Consider the following 21,636-nt stretch of genomic DNA (forward strand, 5'->3'; position numbering starts at 1 on the left):
CCCGAACCCTGTTCGCTAGCGATAAAAAGCGTTAATTTACCTATCTCTTTGATTGATAACACTTATCGAAGCATTATTATCGGTGACTGTTTAGTCGCAATCACCAACAGACGGCTATGAAATATCGGGCTTTGAAAGGCTTCATCTCTTAAAAATACTGCCTAAATTATTAGGCTGAGGTAGTATTTTCTTATAAATAGGAATAACCAATATATAAGTAGTTGGCAAATAGCAGAAATTATGAATAGGCACAAAAAAGCCAGCGTTTGAACGCTGGCTTTTTTAGAGAGCAATATTTATACGAATGATATCTATTTGTTCTGCTGACGCTTTAGGTAATCTTGAATGCTATTGGTCTTAGTTTTAGTCTGTTCAGGCACAGTATTAGAGCGAATTGGGTTTTCTTGATATTGAGCTTGAGACTGTTTTTGACTGTTCAAGGCACTTGTATGCAAGTTTGGATCAACAGGTTGCGTACTATTTACAGAAGGCACAGGTTGCTCAACCACTTCAGGCTCTTCACCAGCGTTTTCATCTAATGTTAAACCAGTTGCAATAACCGTCACATGCAAGTCGTCGCCCATTTTTTCATCAATCACTGAGCCATAGAAGATATGCGCTTCATCGATATCAGTAATTTCTTCGACAATCACACTGATCTTGCTCATCTCATCTAGAGATAAGGATTCAGATGAAATCACGTTGACGAGTAAGCCTTTGGCATTCTCTAGGCGCAAATCATCAAGTAATGGCGATCTGATGGCTTTTTCAGTCGCTTGACGCGCACGATCATCACCGCTGGCACGACCGATACCCATCATAGCATGGCCCTTAGCGGTCATTGCGGTACGGATATCGTTAAAGTCAATGTTGATCATACCTTCGCTAGCGATGGTCTCTGCAATACCTTGGACTGCATGCAATAGCACATCATCTGCTTTTTTAAACGCATCTTGCATAGAGATGTTGCCGTAGACACTCATCAACTTATCATTTGGAATCGTAATGATAGAATCTACAAAGTTAGTCAGCTGCTCGATACCCGCTTTGGCAGCCTTGATACGTTTGCCGCCTTCAAATTTGAACGGCGTGGTGACTACAGCAACGGTCAATACTTCCATTTCTTTGGCAATACGCGCTACGACTGGTGCAGCACCAGTGCCCGTACCACCACCCATTCCAGCGGTGATAAAGACCATATCTGAATGCTCAAGCAGTGCACGAATTGCTTCTTCGTCACTTTCTGCTGCTTCACGACCCACTTCTGGATTCGCTCCTGCACCAAGACCACGGTTGGTTTTTGCGCCAAGTTGTAGCTTATGCGGTGCGGTCAAACGATCAAGCGCCTGTTTGTCCGTATTGGCACAGACGAATGTTACACCTCTAATCCCTTGCTGTACCATGTGTTCAACTGCATTACCGCCGCCGCCGCCTACACCGAATACAGTGAAGCTTGCTTGGCCATTATTTTGAAGCTGATTATCATCTGGCATGGTGTATTTTGACATAAAAAAGTTTCTCCAGTTGCAGATAGCGTGATGGTCGATACGTGGTAACACACGCATATGGCGCGCTATCGACTTACTATATATAAATGTATTTGATTAAAACAGGGCCATGGCTTAAATAGTAATGCTTAACCAAGATATGCCGTTATTATACAGGGTATTGCTTTTAATATGCTTGCTTGGTCTAGTTGACAAACCGCTTATCTAATTGGGTAAATAGATTTTCAGCAAGATTACAGGACGATTATAATATCTTTTTCAGTACACTGGCAAAACGTTGACCAGCACTTTGAAAAACACCCGTCACACGATTTTTTTGAATCGCTTCAGGCTCGCTTTTTTCACTGCGCCGAAACTGCTCGCTTTGGCTATATAATAGTGTACCAAATGCCGTTTGATAAGCCCGATCATTAACCTGAAGATTCAGCTGCTTAAAGGATTCATCATTATCAAAATGATTATAAGCACTAATCGCAGGATGCGTATTGGTTAATACCACTGGCATTTTTAATAGTTTTTTCGCAAACGGTATCATGCCTTTAATCGCACTACCGCCACCTGTGAGCACAATGCCCTTATCAATATAGCCTAATAAGTCCGCTTCATGTAACTGGCGTACTACCTCAGTGAAAATCTGCACGTAACGGGCTTCGATAATACGCGCAAGGTTATAGATACCAATGTTGATTTCATCACCTGACCCTTGGGGTTTAAATAGGAAAAATGAGCTTGGATCTACGCTGTTCACATCCACTGTACCATGCGATTTTTTCAGCTTTTCAGCCTCTATCATCGAAATACCAACGTCTGCCGAAATATCCATCGTCACTTCATGGCTACCCGTTGCGATACAATGGGTAAAAATCAGCTTATTTTCTTTATAAACGCAAATACTTGTGGTGCTGGCACCTATATCTACCAAGCAAACACCTTGTTGGCGCTCTTCGCTCATCAAACTATATTCGGCACTGGTTACCGCATCGAAGACAATATGATCAATACCCACATCACAGCTTTGCAATAGTTTTTGGATATTTTGACGACCAGCAACTGGCATCATCATCATGTGATACATCACAGCTATATTGTGCGCCACCATATCAATGGCATCATCAACCATAAACTCTTGGTTATCGATATAAATACCTTGCTGACAACAATGCATCAAATAATAGTCAGATGACAAATCTTGCGATTTGGCATTTGAGAGCGCTTGCACCATATCTTTAGCACGAACGAATTCGTCTTCTACTCTAACATCGCCCGCACTATTTTTGCTCAATAGCTCAGGAGTCGCCAGCGTAAGCCAGACACTATGCACGCGGCAATTAGCGGTATCCTCCGCTTCTTGAATAGCCTGTTTGATAGCGCCTTGCAAGCGTTCGCGATGCTTGATTTGACCTTGATAAAAGTCGCTATTCTTAACTTGCCCCACACCCATAATACGGATGTCTTTTGCAGACACAATACTACCAATGACGACATAAACTGCCGTGGCACTTAAGTGGACAACAACCAAATTTTCAGTATTTTTCATGGTACCAGACAAATTATCGCTAAACAGGAGAACAAATGATGTCTCCATTAAATCATTAAAATAAGTCTATTATCAGCTGATAATAGCGTATGTATACTCTGTATAAAAAATAAAGCAGACAAGTTTAGCGTGTTGGCTACTTTATATATTACTTATAGAGGTGCTTCAGTTGATGGTTTTTCGTTTACGGGTGTGTCATTATCTTTTGGCACTGCTATATTCCATGCAATCGTAAATCCATTTTTGTAACGAAGATCTACTGATTGTATCTCATCACGGCGGTTTTTTAATTGATTACCCAGCAGCTGGCTTAAGTTCAGTAGCTTTTGCGCTGTATTCTCATTATCAACGATAATACGTAACCCATTATCAAAACGAATCAGCCACGTCATTCTTGGCGACAAAATAATATCTTCAACTTGTAAGCCAAGCGGAGCATACCAGTCATTGACTTGCTGCATCTGTTGCATAATAACCGGTGCTTGAGTCATATTGCCTTGCAAAGTTGCAAAGTTCTCTTGCGTTAAATCTCTACTATCAGCAGGGACAAACACATTGCCTGTTGCATCCACTAGACGCTCAGTACCAAAATTTGCCACTGCTTGCTTAGGCAATACAGTAACCACAATACCTTTTTGCCAGTCACGACTAATACTGACTTGATCAACCCAAGCCAAACCAGTGGTAATATCTCTCAGCACTTGCAAATCAGAGGTGAAAAAGCTGCTCACACTTTGCTGATTCATGACATGCTGTAGCGCCCGATATTCGGCAACCGTCAATCCTTGATGATCGACATGAATAGCTGCTGGAGGTGCGTCACGTAAAGCCTTACCGCCCATTATCAATATCAGCACTAATAACCCAAGCACCAATACGGTAAAAAAGTATCTAACCGCAGTAGGTACTTGAAAGTTTGATTTTGGGTGACGGGTTTTATCACTCATCAAGTCAGCGACGTCATTGACAGTTTGAGCCATATTAAACTTCGTCCCTATATTTAATCAAAATAATCTGTATATTTCATACATTCGATTCATATTTACGTAAATCGAGGATTTTTTTTATTTATGCAAAAGCGCTTATCACCTTAGTAGACGTAAAATCTACTTAATAGATATGCTATCAATTCGTAACTTTAAATGGCAATATAAAGTGTGCTTATCGGCCTTTAAATGTAACATTTCTCTTATTTAATGAAGGACTTACCAAAGCGTTGCATAACTATCACCAAAACCACTAGATAGTTACAATATTAACGCATTTTACCTTCAAACAATAGCCTAACCCCTACTACTACTAACGAATTTACACAAGTTTACACGAAGCTGTGGTATAGCAGCTATAGCGATACATTACGAATAATGAGAAGCTACTATTCAACAATGATAAATAGTTTAAATACCTCATTTATTGAAATAATCACTCTTGTATAATTACTAAGAACAGCTTGTTGTATATAGGCAGTGACTCATTTAATAAGGTGTTACACCGTTTGCGCCAAAATATGCCAGCACAAGCTCTCGAAATCCATGCCACGAGCTTTGGCTGCCATGGGTACCAAACTATGACTGGTCATGCCCGGTACGGTATTAATCTCAAGTAGCCAAAAGTTGCCCGCTTCGTCTTGCATCGCATCGATACGTCCCCAACCTTTTGCATCAACGGCACGAAACGCCGATAAACTTAGATCTTGCAAATGCTTTTCATCCGCAGCACTTAAACCACAAGGGATATAGTAGCTGGTATCGTTACGATTATACTTGGCTTCGAAATCATAAAAATTGGTGATATCCGCAGGCTCTAAGCGAATGACAGGATAAGCTTCATCATCAATGATAACGATAGTAAACTCGCGACCAGTTATCCAGCGCTCCGCCATCACTACATCGCCACATTGTACGGCGGTTGCATAGGCAGCAGGAAGCTCATCAAGGTTATTAACCTTAGTCATACCAATGCTTGAGCCTTCATGAACAGGCTTGATAATCAGTGGTAGTCCTAACATATTAACCACCTGCTGCCAGTCGGTATCAGCGGTTAGCAGTGAAAACGGTGCAGTCGATAATCCGCAGCCTTGCCACAGCTGTTTGGTACGTACTTTATCCATACCAAGTGCTGACGCTAAAATACCTGAGCCAGTTTGAGGAATATCAAACCACTGTAGTACGCCTTGCAGCAGACCATCTTCGCCACCACGACCATGTAAGACATTAAATACACGATCATACTGACGTAGTTCAGTAATGTCTTGATGCTTAGGATCAAAATGCGTGGCATCAACCCCTTGGTTTTGTAGTGCTTGCAATACAGCTGCACCGCTGTCTAAAGACACGCTACGCTCATTACTATTACCACCGTAAATGACAGCAACTCTACCAAACTCACTCGCCTCTTTTACTTTACTTTCTTTAATAGCGGGTAACGTATTAGCGCTTTGGCTATTGTTATTTACTTTATCCTGCTCTGCTTGTGCAGCAGCTGCTAAAGCTGTTTCTGGATTGATAATAGGGGCAGCGTTATTTTGAACATTGCCTTTAATGTTGTTTTTACTGTTATCTGTAGCGTTTTGCTCAACATTAACGCCATCTTTATCAATATTATTATTTTCTTTAGTATTATTCATGGTCATTGTTAGTGCTCCTAATATTTTTAAAGCAATGCTTCTAAGGCTTATTTGATATAAAGATTATTCGCGGCGAGATCGATAGCTATTTGCCCGACATTACCCGCGCCTTGGGTGATCAGCATATCACCTGCTTTCAATAATCGCTGCATGACAGGGGCAATATTATCTTTATCCACTATCGTTGGCTCGACGGCACCGCGCAAACGTATACTACGTGCTAAGGCTTTAGTGTCCGCACCGGCAATAGGGCTTTCACCAGCAGAGTAGACATCCAACAATAATAACTCATCAACACTTGAGAGTACTTCGACAAAATCATCGAAGCAGTCACGGGTACGGCTGTAACGATGAGGCTGGAACATCATCACTAAGCGACGCTCAGGGAAGCTTTGACGCGCCGCTTTGATGGTGGCATCAACTTCTTTTGGATGATGACCATAATCATCAATCAGCAGCACATTACCATCATCTATCTCCACAGAGGCATGTTGCTCAAAACGACGACCAACCCCTTCAAACTTCTGTAGCGCACGGGTAATTGCCGCATCATCCACGCCTTCGTCAGTCGCCATAGTAATGGCTGCAAGCGCATTGTAGACATTATGCACGCCCGGAATATTCAGTGTCAGACGCAATGGCTCATGATCACGACGTAGTACTGTAAAATGGGTTTTTGTACCTTCGGTGACCAAATCAACGGCTTGTACATCATTAAATGGCTCAAGACCAAAGGTCAATACTGGACGCCCAATATCATCAATCATCGCGTACAGCTCAGGATCATCACCGCAGACCACTGCCAAACCATAAAACGGCATGTTTTGTAAAAACTGAATATAAGCTGCCTTTAATTTATCAAAACTATTACCATAAGTTTCCATATGATCTTGATCAATATTGGTGACAATCGCCGCCATCGGATGCAATGACAAGAATGAAGCGTCAGACTCATCAGCCTCGGCAATTAGAAAACGACTGCTACCAAGCGCGGCATTTTTACCCGAAGCATTAAGCTTACCGCCAATCACATAAGTAGGATCTAAATTTCCTTCTGCCATCATAGTGGTCAGCAAACTGGTCGTGGTGGTTTTACCATGCGCCCCAGCAATAGCAATACCGTGACGATAACGCATCAATTCACCAAGCATATCGGCACGGCGCACTACCGGAAGACGTGCTTCGAGTGCTGCTTTTACTTCGGGATTGCTACGATCGATGGCAGACGATACAACGATGACATCAGCATTGGCAATGTTTTTGGAATCATGACCGATAGCAATATCAATACCAATCTGCGCCAAACGTTTGGTCACTAAGCTCTCAGTAATATCAGAACCACTGACTTGATAGCCTTGATTATTCATAACCTCAGCGATACCGCACATCCCTGAACCACCAATACCAATAAAATGTAGATGCTGAATACGGCGCATTTCTGGTATTTCAATCAAACGTTTGGTTAAGGCTTTAGCAGAGGTTGGCATAAGGGTTTCTCTTTTTATAAGACGGATAAAATATAATAAGGCAAAAATATCGGGTATTTATTTGTTTATCTATAAAGCTTGCCAGATAGTATTGGCAACGTGTTGGCAGGCTTGGCGATTGGCAAGCGTATGACCTTTTTTTGCCATCTCTAAGCAAGCAGGTCGATCAAGGGCTGCAAGCTCTTCACTCAAGCGTTTGGGCGTCAATTCATTTTGCGGTAATAGAATCGCCGCTTTATGTAATGTCAACGTCCGCGCATTTGCCGTTTGATGGTCATCAACTGCACTTGGCAATGGTACAAAAATCGCGGCAATACCCACATTTTGGATTTCAGTAACGGTCAACGCACCAGCACGGCAAACAATAATATCTGCCCAGTTATAAGCCGCTGCCATATCATCGATAAATGGCTGTACGGTAAACTTGTGCATACTCAAATCTTGCTCATCGTAAGCTGCTTGTGTGGCAGCCTCATTATTACGCCCGCATTGGTGACGTACCTCAAACGGACTTTCTATTAACGCCAGTGCTTTTGGCACGGTCTCATTTAGCACTTGTGCACCCAGTGAGCCGCCAACCACTAGCAGTTTTAATGCTGAGCAGTCATTTATATCATAACGCGCTATAGGTTCAGCAACACCAGTAATCGCATTACGTACTGGATTACCAACTGTTTCAAGTTTTGCATCAAGCTGACTATTACCAAAGGTATTTTCAAACGCTTGCAAGACTTTGGTCGCCATCTTCGCTAAGTAGCGGTTACTCATGCCAGCAATGGCATTTTGCTCATGGATAATAAGCGGTGTCTTGGTCAAACGGGCTGCTATACCGCCGGGTGCGCTGACATATCCGCCAAAGCCAACCACTATATCAATATTATTACCACGAATGATTTTGATCACTGCCATAGTCGCAGAAAGCAATGTAACTGGCATTTTAAGCAAACGCCCAATCCCTTTACCGCGTAAGCCTTGCATCTCAATCGCATGAAAAGGATAACCGGTTGGCGCCACCAAACCATTCTCCATACCGTTTGGTGTGCCTAACCAATGAATCACCGCACCGCGCTTAGTCAGTTCTTCACTAACCGCAAGTGCTGGAAATACATGCCCGCCAGTACCAGCAGCCATCATTAATATGTGCGGTGTCTTCATGAAACGCCTGCCTATCTTTTTTGTATTGATATGAAGGACTTATTGTCCTATAGCCATCTTACTCATCGGGTCATTAGAGCTGTTTAAAAGCCCGCATAGTATAGTGTAAATCGTGGTCTGATATATAGTCATTTCTGCCCGACCAATAACAAAAATCCAAGCCGTGAATAATCGCGACTTGGCTTTGGTAAATACCGCGAAATCGTTATCAAAACGCTAGTTCCCTGACGTTTTAACGATCTATGTTAGCACAACTATTTTTACTCATTGTGCCAGTAGATGAGCATTACATTACTCTATCCTTACAGCTTATTTAACTAACAAACTTTAGCAGCCTATTAGATTAAAAGTTTTCGCTCTATTGCGATGATAAAATCGGTCGCAATGTCTGTACCACATTGATCATCAATCTCACGTACACAGGTTGGACTGGTGACATTAATTTCCGTAATGCGTCCGCCAATTAAGTCTAAACCGACGAACATCAGCCCTTTTGCTTTGACAATAGGCGCGACCACTTCTGCAACTTGGCGTTCGATATCGGTCAGCGGCATGGCTACACCGCTACCACCAGCGGCAAGATTCCCACGCGTTTCACCCTTTGTTGGAATACGAGCCAAGGTATAGTCAACCACAGTGCCATCGACAATAAGTACGCGCTTATCACCTTCTTTAATCTCTGGTAGATAACGCTGCGCCATAATTGGCAGCGTTTCAAGCTCAGTCAACATCTCAAGCGTCACGCCAATATTTGGGCTATCAGCAGTCAAACGAAATATACCCGTACCGCCCATACCATCTAATGGCTTGACAATAACGTCTTGCTGCTCAGCGATAAATTTGCGAATGTGAGCCTGTTTACTGGTCACAATCGTTGGGCTCATATAGTCACTGAACCAAGTAGCAAACAATTTCTCATTACAATCACGAATGGCTTGTGGGTCATTGACGACCAGTACACCTGCGGCTTTGGCATGATCAAGCATGTAAGTTGCATAAATAAAGCGCATATCAAACGGTGGATCTTTACGCATCAAAATCACATCATAATCGCTGACCGAACCTGTCGTCTTATCCCCTAACGTATAAAAATCCTCAGGATCACGCTTGACAGTGACTGACTGCGTATCGACCATCAACTGCCCACGATCAAGCCATAAATCATGAATCTGACAGTAACCCAGACGATGACCGCGATCTTGCGCCGACCACATCATAGCCAGACTGGTGTCTTTTTTATAATTAACTTGCTCAATGGGATCCATAATCACAAGTATGTTCAAAGATTTTTTTGGCTGTTCTAGGCTCATAAGAATACTCATTTACAGGATGTTATTAATAGATAAAATATACACAAATCACATATCAGCATACCCATATAGACAAGTATAGATAGCAATAGTTACGCTTAACTATACGCCATACTGGGTACGGTAATGCTGCATTTTTGCAAGTTGGGTTGCATCTTTGTTCGGATCATTGCTCTCTGCTAAATAGCTAATCAAGTCATCAATATCAATAAGGGCGCGCACTGGAACGTTTAACGTTGCCGCCAGTTCCTGAATCGCAGAGTGCTCAGCTAAGCCTTTTTCCTTACGGTCAAGCGCCACAATAATACCGGCAACCTGCGCCCCAGCTTGTTCTAAAATCTCAACCACTTCACGCATCGCTGTGCCAGCGGTAATCACATCATCCAATACCCAAACCGCCTTGCCACTGACGTCAGCGCCGACCAAATTACCACCTTCACCGTGTGTCTTGGCTTCTTTACGGTTGTAGCCCCAGTTGGCATTGATACCATGATGTAACCATAAAGCCTGTGCGGTTGCTGCCACAAAGGGAATACCCTTATAAGCCGCACCAAAGATAACCAGTTCTTGTGCGCCTTTACCCTTATTTGTAGCAGCCATCTGTTCAGCTAAGGCATCTGCATAACCACGTGCTAATAGCGACAACATCTCACCTGATGCAAGCAAACCTGCATTAAAAAAATACGGGCTAATGCGACCAGACTTTAAGACAAACTCACCAAACTTTAAGACTTGGTTGTCTAACGCCAGTTGAATAAAGGCATGAGATGAAAATGGGACATTGTTAGCGTATTGGGCATGGGGCATTAGAGAATTCCTATGAACAAAAAGAAAGGTTTAAAAATGATTATCATGACGCGCATTATAGGCGTTGGCGCTTAACTTGACCAACCATTGATATCATAATCTTGCATATTGGGATATCGGGTCAGAAGACCGCAACGTGAAGAGAGGTCAAAATAACAGTGACCATCACGACTCACTTGAATGTTCCAGCACAAATGATGAGCGGCTATGATCACATGCCCTGCAAAAATTCGAATTTGGCGATAGGCATGCCGCTGAGCAGGCTCACAGATACTCTGACTGAGTAAGTAGCTGCGTATATGCTGGCAAATTTGCGCGGCACTATAACTATGGTTGATACTTTTGCGACGGCTGCACTGCTTTAAAGCATGAACAGCAACGCTACACGCCATAATATCAGTCGCTAAGCTGCCCTCACCTAACTCGAACTGCTGCGGCTGCAGTATTACGTGCCAGTCATCAGCATACATACTATTTAAAAGCTCATCAGGGTTATAGCGTTTGGTCAGGGTGCGCAGAGATAGTGCAGCAGATACTTTGGTTTTAGCATTAATATCTTTATCACTCTCTTCGCTCTCTGTCTCTGAAAATCCATAACGATTCAATCTTGGATACGCCCGAATTGCTTGTTGAATATCTGACATATCTAGTAAAACCATCTCATTTAACGACGACATTAATGGCTGCTCGCTCTGATTGTGATAAAAACTATCAGGCAGCGCTATCAATTTAGCAGCGTTTAGTAATGATAAATGTTCTGCTAATGCCTCTGACGCAATAAGCGACCATTTTGACAAGCTGTCCTTATCAGGCTGATAAAAACGGGCAGCATTGCCATATAATCGGCGTAATTGCCCATTTAAGCGTCGCGCTGGTTCTGGAATATCCGTTAGCGGTCTTGCAGGATCTAATGGCACTTGCGTCGGATCAAAATTAGGATGGACAATCGCAGGCTGGTCACTACTGAATAAAACGGCTGATTGCGCCGCATTATTATTTGCAAACTGACCCTCTGCCACAAGATCAACACTGAATAAACCCTCATCAGAAGTAAAAGGCTGGGTCATGAAATCTCCCTAAGTGAGTGCTATTATAAAACAGCATCCATGAACAATATATTTGAAAACGTATTTGAGCACTATAGCTAATTTATTAATTCTGATGACGCAAAATATCTTCATATCCCATTTGCCAATCAGGATACGTCAGCCACGCTAACGGAATATTGCTATGCAAGCGCTTTCCGGTCATGGCGCTATTCTTATCATCAAGTACTGGCAGCGCTTCACCCAGTTGCTCACATAGCCAAATGGTCAGCGTAAAGGAAGTCACTGGCAAATAATCGGTTGCAATATAAACAGGCTTTGGTACCTCTATCGTCAGTACTTTGGCGATAATATTGACCAAATCAGAGTCCATAATGCGATTGGTCCACACGCCAGCTGCTATCGGCTTTTTCTCTGACTCTTTAGCTTTACGCACACGCATTAAGCGCTCGCGCCCATAAATACCACTTGGGCGGATGATAATTGTTTTATTATCAAAACCTTGTTTCAGCATTTGCTCTGCTTGCAATATCACCTGTGATGCTTCGCGTTTAGGCAGCATCGGCACGGTATCTTTATCGATCCATTCACCGTTATCTTGCCCATAGATGCCAGTTGAAGAAATAAAAACAATGCGCTGAAGATTGGATAGTTTATCCGCAAGCAACGCTAGATGCTGGTTAATCGCCAAGTAGCTATTGTGATAACCATTGGTTGAGTACTCATCAGGGGTGACGATGATAGCAATATGAGTAAAGTCTTGCAGTTGCTCAGCGCTAAGCGTCAACGCATCTGCTTGCATAAATTTAGCTTTATCATCCAGTGCGTAATGCTGTCGCTCATTACGTGCCAGCCCTGTGACATTTAAGCTATCTTGCGCAAGCTTATTGGTCACTGGTAATCCAATGTCACCTTGACCGATAATTAATATATTATGCGTATTCATCATAATTCCTGCCTGCCTTTGAAGATGCTGCTAAAAATAACGTCGATATGACAGCTGTACATCGTCATTAGCATCAATGCGATCTTGCCATTCATAATTGGCATTGATACGTAATGCTTGTTTTTTATCGATATCGTATTGTAGCCCTAAGCTTGATATCGGCTGCCAATAATGACCGCGCACATTAGAGTCGTCGCTGCTGCCATGATACCAATATGGCAATTGCAATTCAGCCTGCGCACGTAACCGATTGTTAATCTGATAACGACAGCCAGCGTTTACGCCTGCGCCGACACGAAAGCCTTTATTAATACCACGCCCCGTTTGCGCGGTACCTGCCAAAAAGGTATAACAAAGCTGCGGCGGCATCTCGCCTGTACCTGCACTAGGCGTACCAAATGCCCATGACCAACCAGACTCATAGCCCAAGCTACCAACTAAATGGTCGGTACCGTCTTGCTGCGAGCCATCGTTTACACGCGTGGCCTCTATACTCGCGCCCCAGGTTTTGCCCTTCTTAGCCGAATTGACAGGGTTAAAAGAACGCCCTTTAATCAAAGTCAAATTCTGTAACACCACACTTTTTGGCTGATTGGCTTTATCATTATCTGTGTCATACAAACGCAAAGTCGCAGAAGCACCTTCTAAATCAAAGAACTGCGGAAAACCAGATGGATTATCAAGGGTATCGTGATAGCCTGCGCGTGCGCCAAGATCGATGTAATTATTATCGCCGCGCTGACCGATACCAATACTGCCCATTTGCAGCGAATGTCGATTGAGAGGATTGGTATCTGAGACCGCAATCTGATGAGGGAGTAACGTCTGACCATCAGCTGACATGCTCGAAACTTTATTGAGCTGGGCCGACTTAATCTCATTAAGCATCTGTTTGGGGTTGTTATGGTAGCCGAGCTGCTCACGCTCCTGTTTGACTTTGTTCAATTGCGCTTGGCGTAAGGTACTATCAGCCGGCGTATAATTGGTGCTAGCAAGAAAACCTTCTTTGTTCAGCAGCTGTACCACATCTGATGGAATAACGGCATAAGGCAGCTGACTTAATAAATGCTGCTCTGGACGTACCACATCTATCAAGCGCAAAATCTCAGAGGCGCAGTTGTCAGAGGTAAAGTAATAGGGCAATTTTAAATCTTTGGTTTCCCAAACGTGCAATATGATTTGCTGTACTTCCTCTGGGGTCAAATCCAATTGATATGTCCACGCATCACGCTCATCGTCTTGCAGATATTTAGCAAGCTTTTCTGGATAAGGGTCAATCTCGATCAGATTGTTATAGCCGCCCGTCATAGATTTGATGGCGTACAATACAAAGTTATCTTTGGTATCGCCATCGACCGTATCATTTAGCGCATAAGCATGATGAATTTGGCTTGGATCAGCCACACTTGCTTTTGAATCGATACGCAACAAGGTATGCGCAAAGGCAGACAAAGGATTGTCTAAGTACTCTTGGGCAAACATAATAGACAGCTGCTCAGGGGCAAGCTTTTGCATCCATTCCGTCAGCTCTGGACAAGTTACCTGCATCGCTGACTTATCAATAGCTAAGGTATCACTTAGCCATTTTGCTCTTGCTGGGAAACGGCATAGCGCAGAGCTGCTATTACTAGCTTGAGCAGTATGATTAGTTTTAGAGTTATTGGTTTTATTAGCCATCTCATCAGCAAAGGCAACAAGCATCGCATCAAGCTCAGCACCTGAATCCTCACGCCCATTTGAGCTCAAAAAGAAGCGAGCGTCATCGACCGCACTGATATTTTTATTTTTGCTAAACAAGCCTTTTTTCTCATCAGAGAAATATAATAAGCGGCGCCACGTCGTATCTTGGGCAAGATTTTTTGTCTTAGCCTGCTCACGCCATAGATTTAGCAGCTGATTTGCATCTGTTTCGGCTTTAGCCTTGTTATTATTGGTATTGGCATCGGTATTAAGTGCAAGCTCACCAGTCGTAACCAGTGATGCAGGCGTTGGTAAAAATGCCTGTGCTTGCGCAGTTAGCAGCAGTCCAGCTATCGCCAGTGGCAAACGTGCACGGCGGCTAAGCTGTATTGGCGTACCATCTAGCGCAATACGATTTGAAACTGAGTGTATGGACATAAGTAAAATCTCGCACTGTAAAGGTGATACGCTTATCGCGTGATGGACGCTCATTAAAAATTTGAACATTTATGAGTAACAATAGACTTTTAGCAAAATATTATTGACGTCTCTCTTGTTTATACTGAAATGACGATATATTTGCTATTTATTTATACCAAATTTACGATAAAACGCATTCTTCTGCTGATTAATAACCACGATAAAAGAGAGCATTATGTCTATAGCATCATCAATGACTATCAACGAGGGTCAATTATCTGCCGCCATGTGGCTTGCATCGCCAAACACTAATAAAAGACCTGAACATACCAGCATTGATACAATTGTTATTCACAATATTAGCCTACCGCCTAACGAGTTTGGCGCGTGCGGTTCTGATGGCAACCACTACGTCAAAGCCTTGTTCACCAATCAATTAGACTGGGACGCCCATCCTTATTTTCAGACAATAAAAGGCGCTGAAGTTTCCGCACATTTATTTATCGAGCGTGACGGTACGATGACGCAGTTTGTGAACTTTAACGAGCGTGCATGGCATGCCGGCAGGTCGAGCTATCTTGGTCGAGCCGAATGTAATGATTATAGCATTGGCATTGAGCTTGAAGGGTCAGATTTTGTGCCCTTTAGCGCGGCGCAGTATGAGGCATTGGCAAACGCAATCGTCGCAATCTATGACGCGTATCCCAAAACCCGTCGGCATCTGACTGGTCATAGTGACATTGCACCTGTTCGCAAGACTGACCCCGGTGATTGTTTTGAATGGACAAGATTGCGTGAAATGGTAGCCCGCCTTCTTGAGGGCTAAAACTTACTTCAGTGAGGATAAAGTCTCAAGAAATAGAAGAATACATATTCCATATTCAATGCATTTACCTAGGTTATGAAAGTGCTATAATCTGACAGTTTTTTTGACTCTCGTAAATCAGCAAGCAACCATCACTAAACAAATTGGCATAATAGGTTCTCATGGCAAAAAGTCGGTTATTTCGTTCAACCATGGTGGTCAGTAGCATGACCATGCTGTCGCGTATTTTAGGTCTGGTACGCGATATTGTGTTATTAGGCGTCTTTGGCGCTGGCGGTCTGATGGACGCTTTCTTGGTCGCCTTTAAGATACCGAACTTTCTGCGACGCCTGTTTGCTGAAGGCGCATTTAGTCAGGCCTTTGTACCTGTTTTATCTGAATATAAAGAAAAATATAGTCTACGAGAAGTACAGATATTAGTCAGTCGCACGTCAGGTGCGCTGATGTTAATTTTATCGATGCTTACCGTAGTGGTTATTTTAATGGCACCGTGGGTCGTGACTTTATTTGCGCCCGGTTTTGCTGATCAACCTGATAAGTTTGCGATTACCGCTGAGCTGTTGCGCCTAACCTTCCCTTACTTATTATTTATCTCAATGACCGCTTTTGCCAGTGGTATTTTACAAAGCTACGGACGTTTTGCGGCACCAGCCTTTGCACCTGTATTACTCAATCTGTGTATGATTGGTGGCGCGCTGGTTTTTGCACCTATGTTTGAGACGCCCATTATGGCGCTCGGTTATGCGGTCGCTATCGCTGGTTTATTACAGCTCCTACTGCAATTGCCACAGTTATCCCAGCAAAAACTACTGGTGATGCCCAAAATTGACTTCCAGCATGAAGGCGTCAGACGCATATTAAAGCTGATGCTACCTGCTATCTTTGGGGTGTCGGTTACTCAAATTAATCTGCTATTAAATACTATCTTTGCCTCTTTGATGATTGGCGGCTCAGTCTCGTGGTTATATGCCGCTGAGCGTATGAGCGAGTTACCCCTTGGTTTAATTGGTGTGGCAATTGGTACAGTCATTTTGCCAAGCCTATCAAAAAGTGAAGCCCAAAAAGACGATGTCAGTTTTAAAAAGACCATCGATTGGGCAGCTCGCTTAATTATCTTAGTCGGTGTACCTGCATCGGCAGCACTGTTTATTCTGTCTGACGTGCTCATGCAAGCGCTATTTTTACGTGGCGAATTTACTTTACGTGATGCGCAAATGAGTTCGCTTGCGCTAAAAAGCATGGCGGGTGGCATCTTAGGCTTTATGTTGATTAAAGTCTTTGCCCCTGCGTTTTTTGCTCGTCAAGATATCCGTACGCCCGTCAGAATCGGTATTATTTCCGTTTTTGCTAATATGATCTTTAGTGTTATCTTCATTGGGATATTTTACTTCCTTGAGATTCCATTGCATGGCGGTCTGGCACTTGCGACAACTGGCGCATCATTTGTGAATGCAGGCTTACTGTATTACTTCTTGCATAAGCGTGATATTTTCCGTTTTGGTAGTCACTGGAAAAAACTGTTTGCGCAGTTTGCAATCTCTACCAGTGCCATGATCGCTGTGCTTTATGTCATGCTACCGTACTTTCCAACTGATAAGGCACAGTGGCAACGTTTGGTTGCGCTGCTGATTATGTGTGTGGTCGGTGCGCTGGTTTACGGCGGAGTATTATTAGCAACAGGCTTCCGTCCTCGCCAACTCAAACATGGTTAAAAGGGTGTGACAAATTATTGGTTTACCAAACCAAAACAAGCTCAATATGAGAATTGACAGTGCATACTGCTGATAGTTGCCATAATGGCTTATTGTTAAATTACTCAATATTAAGGTTTTATATGACTACTCAGCAGCTTGCAGCTCAACGCTTACCTATGATTTTTGCGACCGGTCTACTCAGTGCTGGACTATTAATAAGCGGCTGTAGCGATAATAACAAGGTAGAGACCCAGCCAGCAGACGAGACAACGGACAGCTCATCTGCCATAAATACTGTTAACAGCACGGATGATGTCGATAGTACTCCTGATGTTAATAAGACTGATAGCATAGCTAACAGTGATACGGCTAAGACAGATAACGACATCGTCAGTCAAGATATCAGCCCTATCGCAGCGGCTGTAAAAGAGCCAAGTATACTAACCAATCGAACCGAAGCAGGTACACCAGAAAATACGGTGAAACTAGCGCTTGATACCTTATATTATGGCGACGTTGAGAAAGCAGCGTCATACTATAAAGTCGATATGGAGAATTTCGCTGAAGAGTTAAAAAACACCCAGTTTGCCTTTAAGCAGACGGTTGAAGCGGTCACTATTATTGATACCAAGTACAATAGCGATAAAACAAAAGCCACGGTCACAGGTGAGCTAAGATTAAAAGGTCAAAGTGAGCCTGCGCCTTTGGCTTATGAGCTGCAAAAAATCAATGGTGAATGGAAAATATTGGGGTAAAAAATGCTTGTTTAAAGCAGGAATGTCACCATAGTTATCTTAGATATTATTGTCATTATCTATCACCCGTTTACCCAGCATCACCACATCAGCGATAAATCCATCCATATCACAGACTTGTGGCATCAACCCCCATTGCTCAAAGCCAAGCTTACGAAATAACCCCAAGCTTGGCTGGTTATGGGCAAAAATAAGCGCTGCAACATTACGAATACCGAGGCTTGGCGCTTGCTGCAACATCCAGCGAAGCAATAAACTGCCTAGACCTCGACTATGATAGTTGTTGTGAATATAAATGCTGATCTCGCTACTAATATGATAAGCCGGACGCGCATACAAATCACTAAAGCTGCCCCATGCGACAATTGACGGGCGTTTTTTATGCATATCGTCTTCCATAGCTATATCTATCATTCTAACGACATAGATAGGTCGTGTTGCACTCTCGATATGTTCTACAAACCAAGCTGCCCGCTCTTCATAAGTCACTGGTTCTAGATTGGCTGTTGCCTGCTTACCAGCAATACTTTGATTATAAATGGCTAAAACTTCAGATAAATCATTTGCAGTCGCATACTGCACCATAAATGTATCGCCAAACTTATTCGTCAATATAGGCAAATTAGTCCGATCAAAAATAGGTTTAGAATGTGGGTTAGCTGTTATTGCAGACATAGCACCTCCGTAATGGGTTATTCATCGTTAATAGTTTGATCACCCTATAAAGCGATCTCTAGGTAATCAAACAAGCTTCAGTCAGTAAAATAACTGTGATATAAAACGGACAATACCGTTCTGCCATTATCAGCAGACTATAGGATGTTAGTCTGGCTATTTTACTTTATAATGGCTGATTTTAAACACATCGATTTTATATCCAAATGTGTTTTTCATTTTTTATCTGGTTTCATCTATCATAGCTGAACATTTATGAATACCTATTTTCTTGAGCAACTGCTGGCGTCATCAGACGCTTCGCCTACCAATACCAACCCAGTAGCTTTAGCGCCCTGTGTGCTCACTATTGGCAATTTTGATGGCGTGCATTTGGGACATCAAGCGATGCTTACTCAAGTGCGCGAACTTGCAAAGGCGCGTAATCTTGGCTCTGCTGTGATGATATTTGAGCCACAGCCAAGAGAGTTCTTTGCTCCTGCTGCTGCCCCAGCCCGTTTAACCAATCTTGCCGAAAAGCAAGCGTTGCTAGCAGAATATGGCGTTGAAACCTTGATTGTGGCAGGCTTCGACAACGAATTTCGCTCATTATCAGCGCAGGCATTTGCAGATATTTTAGCACAGCGTTTAAATGTACAAGCCTTAGTATTGGGTGATGATTTTAAATTTGGGCATGATCGTACTGGTGACAGTCAGTTTTTACGCGATTATGGTTTGCATGTAACCAATCTAGATACGATTACTGACGATAATCATAAAGCAGCACGCATCAGCTCCACTCGTATTCGGGATCTCTTATTGGCAGGTGATATCGATGCGGCTAATGCATTACTTGGTCGAGATTACGCTATTACTGGCACGGTCGTTGGCGGTGATAAAATTGGTCGCACCATGGACTTCCCGACCGCTAATATTGACCTAAAACGTATTAAGCCTGCCTTACATGGTATTTTTGCGGTCGATGTGGTTAGCCTAGATAATGATGGCAATGTTATACCAAGCGATTTAGTCAAACGTGCAGATGATGGTCATAAAGGCATAGCAGGTTTGCAGGCACACAGTTTGTTTGGTACTGCTAATATCGGCACTAGACCTTCCGTCGACAAAACCCATGATTGGCGTTTGGAAGTACACTTTCCAAAACTGCAAGCCGACTTATATGGTTTAACCTTGCAGGTGCGTTTTTTGCATTATTTGCATGGAGAACGTCATTACGAAAGTTTGGATGCGCTAAAAGAAGGTATTCATCATGATGTACAAGAATTGATGGAATGGCGAGACAAGCAAACGGACGGTTAAGTAGTGACCCTTTTAAGCAAATCATTGATAAATAAAAACCCACAACCTTTGAAGTTGTGGGTTTTTTAATGGCTGGTTTATTATCAGGATATTTTTTATTGCCTAACTGATAACTTACGCCTGTGGGTGCAAACGTACATTCAACTCATCAATCACTTCTACCCACGCTGCATCTTTTTCCCACTCTTCTTGTAGGAACATACGTTGGTTGTCATTCCAGATACTGGCTTCTGTCAATTTTTCTTCTTTTACTAATTGATTGTTTTCAATAAAACGATCAATCGCCTCATCAGAGCTATCAAGACCCAACTGAGCGAATAACTCACTCATACTATATTCAGGTTCGCCTAACATACATTTTCTCCTTAAATGGCAAAATTTACTTATGCTTATTATTTAAATGAACCTGATTATTGTAGCAAGCTTTATAGTAATAGCTGTTAATCAACGTTTATCTAACGTTATCAATTGTATTAACCTTTAAGCATTATACGGAAATAGGCATCATAAATAGGCTATTTACCGATACAACATAAACATAAACAATGCTGACAGCACGCTAAAATTCAAACAAAAAAAGCCCTCATGATAAATGAGGGCCTTTTACTTAGTGCTGAATATAAACAGCCCTAATATGACAATAGCCTAAAAGCTTACGGTAATAAGTGTGCTACTGCATCACGCTCTTCGCTCAGCTCTTGCTCAGTGGCTGCCATTTTCTCTTTTGAGAAATCTGATGACACATCAACGCCATCTACGATAGACCAATCGCCGTTAGCACAAGTCACTGGGAATGAGTAAATCAAACCTTTAGCAATACCGTACTCACCGTTTGAATAGACACCCATAGATACCCAATCATTCTCATCAGTACCCATTACCCACGTACGTACGTGTGCGATAGCTGCGTTGGCAGCAGAAGCAGCAGATGATGCACCGCGTGCTTTGATGATTGCAGCGCCACGTTGTTGTACTTCTGGGATGTAAGTACCTTCATACCATGCGCGATCAACCAAGTCTAACGCCGGTTTGCCATTTACAGTGCTCGCCGTCAAATCAGGATACTGAGTTGATGAATGGTTGCCCCAGATGATCATTTTCTTCACGTCATTAACCGTGCTGTCAGTCTTGCCAGCTAACTGTGCCATTGCACGGTTATGATCTAGGCGAGTCATGGCAGTGAAGTTACGTGGATCTAAATCTGGTGCGTTACGCTGAGCGATAACAGCGTTGGTGTTAGCAGGATTACCTACTACTAATACTTTAACATCACGGCTTGCAACATCATTCAATGCTTTACCTTGCGCTGAGAAAATCGCAGCATTGGCTTCTAGCAAATCCTTACGTTCCATACCAGGACCACGAGGGCGTGAGCCTACGAGTAACGCATAATCGACATCTTTAAAAGCCACGGTCGCATCATCAGTTTGGACGACACCAGCCAATAATGGGAATGCACAGTCTTCTAATTCCATGACCACACCCTTTAGGGCGTCGAGTGCTGGAGCGATTTCAAGTAATTGCAGAATCACTGGCTGATCTTTACCTACCATCTCGCCAGAAGCAATACGAAATAACATAGCATAGCTGATATTACCAGCGGCACCAGTCACGGCAACGCGTACAGGCTGTTTCATTGACATTGAATACTCCCTAATTATTGATTAGATATTCACGATTCTAATTGGTGATTATCGATTTAGATAGCGATTTACTCGCTGAATGCTTACTCGATTAATATAGTAGTCATAAACCGAGAGCTAGTGTAGCACTTCAGTCTATTAAGCGTCTAGATAAAGCAAGAAACCTATCCCTAACTATATTGTTACATTTTATACGATGATATATTGGCAATTTATATAGCA

General features: G+C 42.8%; 18 protein-coding genes. 4 read left to right on the top strand and 14 right to left on the bottom strand.

The features are described 5' to 3' along the window. Positions 1-311 precede the first annotated feature (311 nt). From ftsZ to VLA57_RS03715, 11 genes are all read right to left on the bottom strand, one after another. Positions 312-1,508 carry a cell division protein FtsZ gene (gene ftsZ, locus VLA57_RS03665; RefSeq protein ID WP_011514344.1) on the bottom strand — a complete coding sequence of 399 codons (1,197 nt, stop codon included), beginning with the start codon at positions 1,506-1,508 and terminating at the stop codon, positions 312-314. A 244-nt stretch (positions 1,509-1,752) separates the two neighbouring features. Then, positions 1,753-3,045 (bottom strand): cell division protein FtsA, encoded by a 1,293-nt coding sequence (gene ftsA / locus VLA57_RS03670; RefSeq protein WP_333954388.1) that lies wholly within the window; start codon positions 3,043-3,045, stop codon positions 1,753-1,755. A 152-nt stretch (positions 3,046-3,197) separates the two neighbouring features. Continuing rightward, positions 3,198-4,025: a cell division protein FtsQ/DivIB gene (locus tag VLA57_RS03675; protein WP_201551243.1), complete on the bottom strand. Its 828-nt coding sequence runs from the start codon at positions 4,023-4,025 to the stop codon at positions 3,198-3,200. Between the two features lie 506 nt (positions 4,026-4,531). Beyond that, entirely contained in the window at positions 4,532-5,677 is a 1,146-nt protein-coding gene (locus tag VLA57_RS03680) for a D-alanine--D-alanine ligase (RefSeq protein WP_263241575.1), read from the bottom strand. A 41-nt stretch (positions 5,678-5,718) separates the two neighbouring features. Beyond that, positions 5,719-7,158, bottom strand: coding sequence for a UDP-N-acetylmuramate--L-alanine ligase (gene murC / locus VLA57_RS03685; RefSeq protein WP_011514348.1), 1,440 nt, complete (start codon positions 7,156-7,158; stop codon positions 5,719-5,721). A 69-nt stretch (positions 7,159-7,227) separates the two neighbouring features. Next, on the bottom strand, positions 7,228-8,313 hold the full coding sequence (gene murG, locus VLA57_RS03690; RefSeq protein ID WP_201551245.1) for an undecaprenyldiphospho-muramoylpentapeptide beta-N-acetylglucosaminyltransferase: 1,086 nt from the start codon (positions 8,311-8,313) through the stop codon (positions 7,228-7,230). Between the two features lie 338 nt (positions 8,314-8,651). Beyond that, a complete protein-coding gene (gene gshB / locus VLA57_RS03695; RefSeq protein ID WP_333954389.1) occupies positions 8,652-9,623 on the bottom strand; it encodes a glutathione synthase in 972 nt (323 codons plus the stop codon). 102 nt (positions 9,624-9,725) lie between these two features. Further along, positions 9,726-10,430 (bottom strand): orotate phosphoribosyltransferase, encoded by a 705-nt coding sequence (gene pyrE / locus VLA57_RS03700; RefSeq protein ID WP_333954390.1) that lies wholly within the window; start codon positions 10,428-10,430, stop codon positions 9,726-9,728. Between the two features lie 71 nt (positions 10,431-10,501). Further along, the gene (locus VLA57_RS03705; RefSeq protein WP_201551251.1) at positions 10,502-11,497 is read right to left on the bottom strand and encodes a hypothetical protein; all 996 of its coding nucleotides are present in this window, start codon (positions 11,495-11,497) and stop codon (positions 10,502-10,504) included. Between the two features lie 85 nt (positions 11,498-11,582). Further along, a complete protein-coding gene (locus VLA57_RS03710; protein ID WP_133104719.1) occupies positions 11,583-12,422 on the bottom strand; it encodes an SDR family oxidoreductase in 840 nt (279 codons plus the stop codon). A gap of 30 nt (positions 12,423-12,452) precedes the next feature. After that, the gene (locus VLA57_RS03715) at positions 12,453-14,540 is read right to left on the bottom strand and encodes an Lnb N-terminal periplasmic domain-containing protein (RefSeq protein ID WP_333954391.1); all 2,088 of its coding nucleotides are present in this window, start codon (positions 14,538-14,540) and stop codon (positions 12,453-12,455) included. 217 nt (positions 14,541-14,757) lie between these two features. Between VLA57_RS03715 and ampD the strand changes: the two genes are divergently transcribed. From ampD to VLA57_RS03730, 3 genes are all read left to right on the top strand, one after another. Continuing rightward, positions 14,758-15,348, top strand: coding sequence for a 1,6-anhydro-N-acetylmuramyl-L-alanine amidase AmpD (gene ampD / locus VLA57_RS03720; RefSeq protein ID WP_133104721.1), 591 nt, complete (start codon positions 14,758-14,760; stop codon positions 15,346-15,348). 161 nt (positions 15,349-15,509) lie between these two features. After that, entirely contained in the window at positions 15,510-17,060 is a 1,551-nt protein-coding gene (murJ, locus tag VLA57_RS03725; RefSeq protein ID WP_011514356.1) for a murein biosynthesis integral membrane protein MurJ, read from the top strand. 122 nt (positions 17,061-17,182) lie between these two features. Then, positions 17,183-17,797, top strand: a complete 615-nt coding sequence (locus VLA57_RS03730) for a hypothetical protein (RefSeq protein ID WP_333954392.1) — start codon at positions 17,183-17,185, stop codon at positions 17,795-17,797. A gap of 39 nt (positions 17,798-17,836) precedes the next feature. Here the strand turns inward: VLA57_RS03730 and VLA57_RS03735 are convergent, their stop codons facing one another. Continuing rightward, entirely contained in the window at positions 17,837-18,472 is a 636-nt protein-coding gene (locus VLA57_RS03735) for a GNAT family N-acetyltransferase (protein ID WP_133104723.1), read from the bottom strand. Between the two features lie 255 nt (positions 18,473-18,727). On the opposite strand from VLA57_RS03735, the gene ribF reads away from it, so the two are divergent. Then, a complete protein-coding gene (ribF, locus tag VLA57_RS03740) occupies positions 18,728-19,771 on the top strand; it encodes a bifunctional riboflavin kinase/FAD synthetase (RefSeq protein WP_133104724.1) in 1,044 nt (347 codons plus the stop codon). A 114-nt stretch (positions 19,772-19,885) separates the two neighbouring features. On the opposite strand, the gene VLA57_RS03745 is transcribed toward ribF, so the two are convergent. Together VLA57_RS03745 and VLA57_RS03750 are read right to left on the bottom strand one after the other, a co-directional pair. Continuing rightward, the gene (locus tag VLA57_RS03745; RefSeq protein WP_133104725.1) at positions 19,886-20,125 is read right to left on the bottom strand and encodes a DUF2789 domain-containing protein; all 240 of its coding nucleotides are present in this window, start codon (positions 20,123-20,125) and stop codon (positions 19,886-19,888) included. A 299-nt stretch (positions 20,126-20,424) separates the two neighbouring features. After that, on the bottom strand, positions 20,425-21,414 hold the full coding sequence (locus tag VLA57_RS03750; protein WP_442968860.1) for a malate dehydrogenase: 990 nt from the start codon (positions 21,412-21,414) through the stop codon (positions 20,425-20,427). Between the last annotated feature and the right edge of the window lie 222 nt (positions 21,415-21,636).

Source organism: Psychrobacter sp. S4(2024), assembly GCF_036861305.1.
Classification (GTDB): domain Bacteria; phylum Pseudomonadota; class Gammaproteobacteria; order Pseudomonadales; family Moraxellaceae; genus Psychrobacter; species Psychrobacter cryohalolentis.

What these genes read in the sequence shown, in the direction of transcription:
- ftsZ (WP_011514344.1), bottom strand. Translation starts at nt 1,508, where the DNA reads ATGTCAAAATACACCATGCCAGATGATAATCAGCTTCAAAATAATGGC.
- ftsA (WP_333954388.1), bottom strand. Translation starts at nt 3,045, where the DNA reads ATGAAAAATACTGAAAATTTGGTTGTTGTCCACTTAAGTGCCACGGCA.
- VLA57_RS03675 (WP_201551243.1), bottom strand. Translation starts at nt 4,025, where the DNA reads ATGGCTCAAACTGTCAATGACGTCGCTGACTTGATGAGTGATAAAACC.
- VLA57_RS03680 (WP_263241575.1), bottom strand. Translation starts at nt 5,677, where the DNA reads ATGACCATGAATAATACTAAAGAAAATAATAATATTGATAAAGATGGC.
- murC (WP_011514348.1), bottom strand. Translation starts at nt 7,158, where the DNA reads ATGCCAACCTCTGCTAAAGCCTTAACCAAACGTTTGATTGAAATACCA.
- murG (WP_201551245.1), bottom strand. Translation starts at nt 8,313, where the DNA reads ATGAAGACACCGCACATATTAATGATGGCTGCTGGTACTGGCGGGCAT.
- gshB (WP_333954389.1), bottom strand. Translation starts at nt 9,623, where the DNA reads ATGAGCCTAGAACAGCCAAAAAAATCTTTGAACATACTTGTGATTATG.
- pyrE (WP_333954390.1), bottom strand. Translation starts at nt 10,430, where the DNA reads ATGCCCCATGCCCAATACGCTAACAATGTCCCATTTTCATCTCATGCC.
- VLA57_RS03705 (WP_201551251.1), bottom strand. Translation starts at nt 11,497, where the DNA reads ATGACCCAGCCTTTTACTTCTGATGAGGGTTTATTCAGTGTTGATCTT.
- VLA57_RS03710 (WP_133104719.1), bottom strand. Translation starts at nt 12,422, where the DNA reads ATGAATACGCATAATATATTAATTATCGGTCAAGGTGACATTGGATTA.
- VLA57_RS03715 (WP_333954391.1), bottom strand. Translation starts at nt 14,540, where the DNA reads ATGTCCATACACTCAGTTTCAAATCGTATTGCGCTAGATGGTACGCCA.
- ampD (WP_133104721.1), top strand. Translation starts at nt 14,758, where the DNA reads ATGTCTATAGCATCATCAATGACTATCAACGAGGGTCAATTATCTGCC.
- murJ (WP_011514356.1), top strand. Translation starts at nt 15,510, where the DNA reads ATGGCAAAAAGTCGGTTATTTCGTTCAACCATGGTGGTCAGTAGCATG.
- VLA57_RS03730 (WP_333954392.1), top strand. Translation starts at nt 17,183, where the DNA reads ATGACTACTCAGCAGCTTGCAGCTCAACGCTTACCTATGATTTTTGCG.
- VLA57_RS03735 (WP_133104723.1), bottom strand. Translation starts at nt 18,472, where the DNA reads ATGTCTGCAATAACAGCTAACCCACATTCTAAACCTATTTTTGATCGG.
- ribF (WP_133104724.1), top strand. Translation starts at nt 18,728, where the DNA reads ATGAATACCTATTTTCTTGAGCAACTGCTGGCGTCATCAGACGCTTCG.
- VLA57_RS03745 (WP_133104725.1), bottom strand. Translation starts at nt 20,125, where the DNA reads ATGTTAGGCGAACCTGAATATAGTATGAGTGAGTTATTCGCTCAGTTG.
- VLA57_RS03750 (WP_442968860.1), bottom strand. Translation starts at nt 21,414, where the DNA reads ATGTCAATGAAACAGCCTGTACGCGTTGCCGTGACTGGTGCCGCTGGT.